This is a genomic window from Burkholderia sp. Ac-20345 (assembly GCF_017104825.1).
Taxonomy (GTDB): domain Bacteria; phylum Pseudomonadota; class Gammaproteobacteria; order Burkholderiales; family Burkholderiaceae; genus Burkholderia; species Burkholderia lata_B.
Genome location: NZ_JAAGPO010000387.1, coordinates 1 through 3,802, shown reverse-complemented (window position 1 = coordinate 3,802; position 3,802 = coordinate 1). Strand labels below are relative to the sequence as shown.

The following is a 3,802-nucleotide window of genomic DNA, read 5'->3' as shown; positions in this document are numbered from 1 at the left end:
GCATAGCGGAAGCCGCGCGCGGCGAGCGCGTCGATCCCGGCCGCGAGCGCGCGCTCGATGCCGCCGTTCTGCGGCATGCGCAGCACGTCGATCGTGAGGCCGGGCAGGTCGGGCGCGACGATCGGCGGCGTGCTGCCGTCATCGACGACCAGCACGTGCACGGGAGCGTCCTCGCGAAACGATGCGAGGGTCCGGACGACGTCGTCGTGCCCGTTGTAGGCCGGCATCAGCACGGCCACATCGTCGAGCGGGGGCGGGCAATCAGGGGACGTCATGGTTGCAGCTTGAAACGGATGTAATAAATATTGACGGCGGTGGCGGCCAGGTAGCCGGCCGCCAGCCCGAAGAGTGCGCCATACAGGCCGAGCCGCGGGATCGCGAACAGGTTGACGAGTGCGGCGATCGCGAGCGCGAGCAGCCATTTCGACAGCAATACGAATTTTGCTTGATATTTGAGAACGATAAGATTGCCTATCGCCTCGATGCCGGCCGGCACGGACAGCCAGACGGCCCAGCGGAAGATGTCGACCGACGCCTCGTAGCCGTGGCCGAACACCTTGCCGACGATCAGCGGTGCGGCGGCGTCGAGCACGAGCGCGCCGGCCGTCATCAGGCAGGCCGTCATCGCCATCAGCCGGACGATGTTGCGGCGCAGCCGCGCGACATCCTGCACGCGGTAAACGAATGCGGGTGCGATCGTTTGAGCGAGCATCAGCGCGAGCGCGATCCAGTTCTCGTTGAGCTGCTGTGCGGCTGAGTAACGGCCGAGATCGGCGAACGATACATGACGCTCGAGCATCAGGCGGTCGAGTTTCAGGAACAGGTACATGCAGATGAGGCCGAGCCAGAATACGGTCCCGGCCGTCGCAAAGTGCCTGAACAGCGGTTTGTCGAACGTCCAGCCGAGCGAGCCGCCGTTACGATGCCGGTAGTACAGCATCAGTGCGAAGCCGATCGCGGCGGCCTCGAGTGCCCACGGCAATGCGAAGCGGGCAGGGCCCGCAGCCGCGCGGACCAGCAGCCAGACGAGCAGCGCCTTCGCCAGCGCGGTGACCATGCTGGTGACGAGCTGCGGCTTGCTGTAGGTCATGCTCTGCAGCCACGCGTTGATCAGGCCGACGAACGGCTCGCGGAACACCATCGTGACCGCGAGGCCCGCGAGCATCGCGCCGACCAGCGGATCGAACGCGCCCGCGGCGATCGCGATCCAGGTCGCGACGAGCGCGGCGGCGGAGACGGCAATGCGCAGCGCGAACGCGCTGCCGAGCACCGCGCCGAGCTGCGCGGGCGGGCGCTGGACGATGGTCGGGACGAGGATTTCCGCGCCGCACACCCAGGTGAGCGGCGCCAGTACCAGGAGGAGCGTATTCGCATACTGCCATTTGCCGAACACATCTGGCCCGAAATAACGGGCCAGCAGGCCGCTGATCGCGATCGCGACGCCGATCTGCGTCAGCCGTTCGAGCCCCAGCCAGACGAGATTCGCGACGGCTTTCGCGACATCCGGGTTGCCGAAGCGCTTCAGCATGCGCGGCAGCGGCATGTGCGCAAGGCGGCCGGCAGGGCGCCCGGGGGCAGCAGGTTAGCGGGACGGCTAGGCATTAAAATGGGCGGCATGCGCGTCATCAAAACCCGCGATTATAAGTGGGATCGGGGTGGCTCCCGCCGTTCCGCACCAACGGTCACGCCCCATGCCGGGCCAGCATGTATCATGCGCGGCACCGGCGAGCGGCGGCCAGGCAAGCCAGACAATTTTCCATGCACGCAACTGAGAGAAGAGAATCGATGATCTCCCAATCCATCTTCAAGGCATATGACATTCGTGGCGTGGTCGGCAAGACGCTCGACACCGACACCGCGCGCGGGATCGGCCGGGCATTCGGCAGCGAAGTGCGCGCGCAGGGCGGCGATGCGGTGGTCGTCGCGCGCGACGGCCGCCTGTCCGGGCCGGACCTCGTCGGCGCGCTGGCCGACGGCCTGCGTGCGGCGGGCGTCGACGTCGTCGACGTCGGCATGGTGCCCACGCCGGTCGGCTATTTCGCGGCGAACGTCCCGCTCGCGCTGAAGGGCGGCGAGCGCCGCGTCGATTCGTGCATTGTCGTCACGGGCAGCCACAACCCGCCCGACTACAACGGCTTCAAGATGGTGCTGCGCGGCGCAGCGATCTACGGCGAGCAGATCCAGGCGCTGTACCAACGCATCGTCGACGAGCGCTTCGAGACGGGCAGCGGCTCGTACGAGCAGTTCGACGTGGCCGATCAATACATCGCGCGCATCGTCGGCGACATCAAGCCGGCCCGCCCGATGAAGCTCGTCGTCGACGCCGGCAACGGCGTGGCCGGCCCGCTCGCGACGCGCCTGTTCAAGGCGCTCGGCTGCGAGCTCGTCGAGCGCTTCACCGACATCGACGGTACGTTCCCGAACCACCACCCCGATCCTGCCCACCCGGAAAACCTGCAGGACGTGATCCAGGCGCTGAAGGACACCGACGCCGAGATCGGCTTCGCGTTCGACGGCGACGGCGACCGCCTCGGCGTCGTCACGAAGGACGGCCAGATCATCTATCCGGACCGCCAGCTGATGCTGTTCGCGGAAGAAGTGCTGTCGCGCAACCCGGGCGCGCAGATCATCTATGACGTGAAGTGCACGCGCCACCTCGCGCAATGGGTGAAGTCGAAGGGCGGCGAGCCGCTGATGTGGAAGACGGGCCACTCGCTCGTGAAGGCGAAGCTGCGCGAGACGGGTGCGCCGCTCGCCGGCGAAATGAGCGGCCACGTGTTCTTCAAGGATCGCTGGTACGGCTTCGACGACGGTCTCTACACGGGCGCGCGCCTGCTCGAGATCATCGCGAAGACGGCTGATCCGAGCGCGCTGCTGAACGGGCTGCCGGACGCGATGAGCACGCCCGAACTGCAGCTGTGGCTCGACGAAGGCGAGAACTTCCGCCTGATCGACAAGCTGCAGAAAGAGGCGAAGTTCGACGGCGCCGAGGAAGTCGTGACGATCGACGGCCTGCGTGTCGAGTACCCGGACGGCTTCGGCCTCGCGCGTTCGTCGAACACGACGCCGGTCGTCGTGATGCGTTTCGAGTCCGAGACGCAGGAAGGGCTCAAGCGCATCCAGGAGGACTTCCGCCGCGTGCTGACGGCCGCGAAGCCGGACGTCAAGCTGCCGTTCTGAGCCTCGGCGGCCTGCGGGCCGCCAACGGCGCGATGGTGAGTCCGATCGTCGCGCCACCCCCGAAAAGCGGCGCACGCTACACGCGTGCGGCCGCTTTTTGTCTGTCTGGGCCTCCGGGCGCGATAAAATCGCTCCTTTCTGCTTGTCGCCGGCTGCCTGCCGGCGTTTTTTCAGCGTGCAAAAGATCCTGATCGTGCGCGTGTCGTCGCTGGGCGACGTCGTGCACAACATGCCGGTGATCGCCGATATCCGGCGCCGCCACCCCGATGCGCAGATCGACTGGCTCGTCGAGGAAAGCTTCGTCGACCTGGTCAAGCTCGTCGACGGCGTGCGCAACGTGCTGCCGTTTTCGCTGCGCCGCTGGCGCAAGAAGCCGTTCTCGGGCGCCACGTGGCGCGAGATTCGCGCCTTCCGCCGGCGCCTCGCGGCCGAGCAGTACGACCTCGTGATCGACTGCCAGGGCCTCATCAAGACGGCCTGGGTCGCGAGCTGGGCGCGCGGCCCATAACAACGGTTAGCGAGGTTCGGCCTGTGTTTTTTCAGGTTCGCTCACTTGCGCTGAAGGACGCGCCCGTTTGGTATCAGCGTCCTTCTTTCCAGATGCGGCTCGCGGCTTAGTGGA

2 protein-coding genes and 2 pseudogenes are annotated in these 3,802 nt (G+C 66.7%); 2 read left to right on the top strand and 2 right to left on the bottom strand.

Annotation, left to right across the window (positions count from 1 at the left end):
* Together G3O06_RS50130 and G3O06_RS47010 are read right to left on the bottom strand one after the other, a co-directional pair.
* A pseudogene (locus G3O06_RS50130) lies at positions 1-248 on the bottom strand (glycosyltransferase); the annotation flags it as partial.
* Positions 249-271: 23 nt separating this feature from the next.
* The gene (locus G3O06_RS47010; RefSeq protein ID WP_174999704.1) at positions 272-1,528 is read right to left on the bottom strand and encodes an oligosaccharide flippase family protein; all 1,257 of its coding nucleotides are present in this window, start codon (positions 1,526-1,528) and stop codon (positions 272-274) included.
* Positions 1,529-1,785: 257 nt separating this feature from the next.
* Here G3O06_RS47010 and G3O06_RS47005 point away from each other — a divergent pair, with 257 nt between their 5' ends.
* Both G3O06_RS47005 and G3O06_RS47000 read left to right on the top strand, forming a co-directional pair.
* Positions 1,786-3,180: a phosphomannomutase/phosphoglucomutase gene (locus G3O06_RS47005; RefSeq protein WP_174968474.1), complete on the top strand. Its 1,395-nt coding sequence runs from the start codon at positions 1,786-1,788 to the stop codon at positions 3,178-3,180.
* A 175-nt stretch (positions 3,181-3,355) separates the two neighbouring features.
* A pseudogene (locus tag G3O06_RS47000) lies at positions 3,356-3,685 on the top strand (glycosyltransferase family 9 protein); the annotation flags it as partial.
* Between the last annotated feature and the right edge of the window lie 117 nt (positions 3,686-3,802).

Excerpts from the sequence above, each read along its gene's own strand:
- G3O06_RS47010 (WP_174999704.1), bottom strand. The coding sequence starts at position 1,528 with ATGCTGAAGCGCTTCGGCAACCCGGATGTCGCGAAAGCCGTCGCGAAT.
- G3O06_RS47005 (WP_174968474.1), top strand. The coding sequence starts at position 1,786 with ATGATCTCCCAATCCATCTTCAAGGCATATGACATTCGTGGCGTGGTC.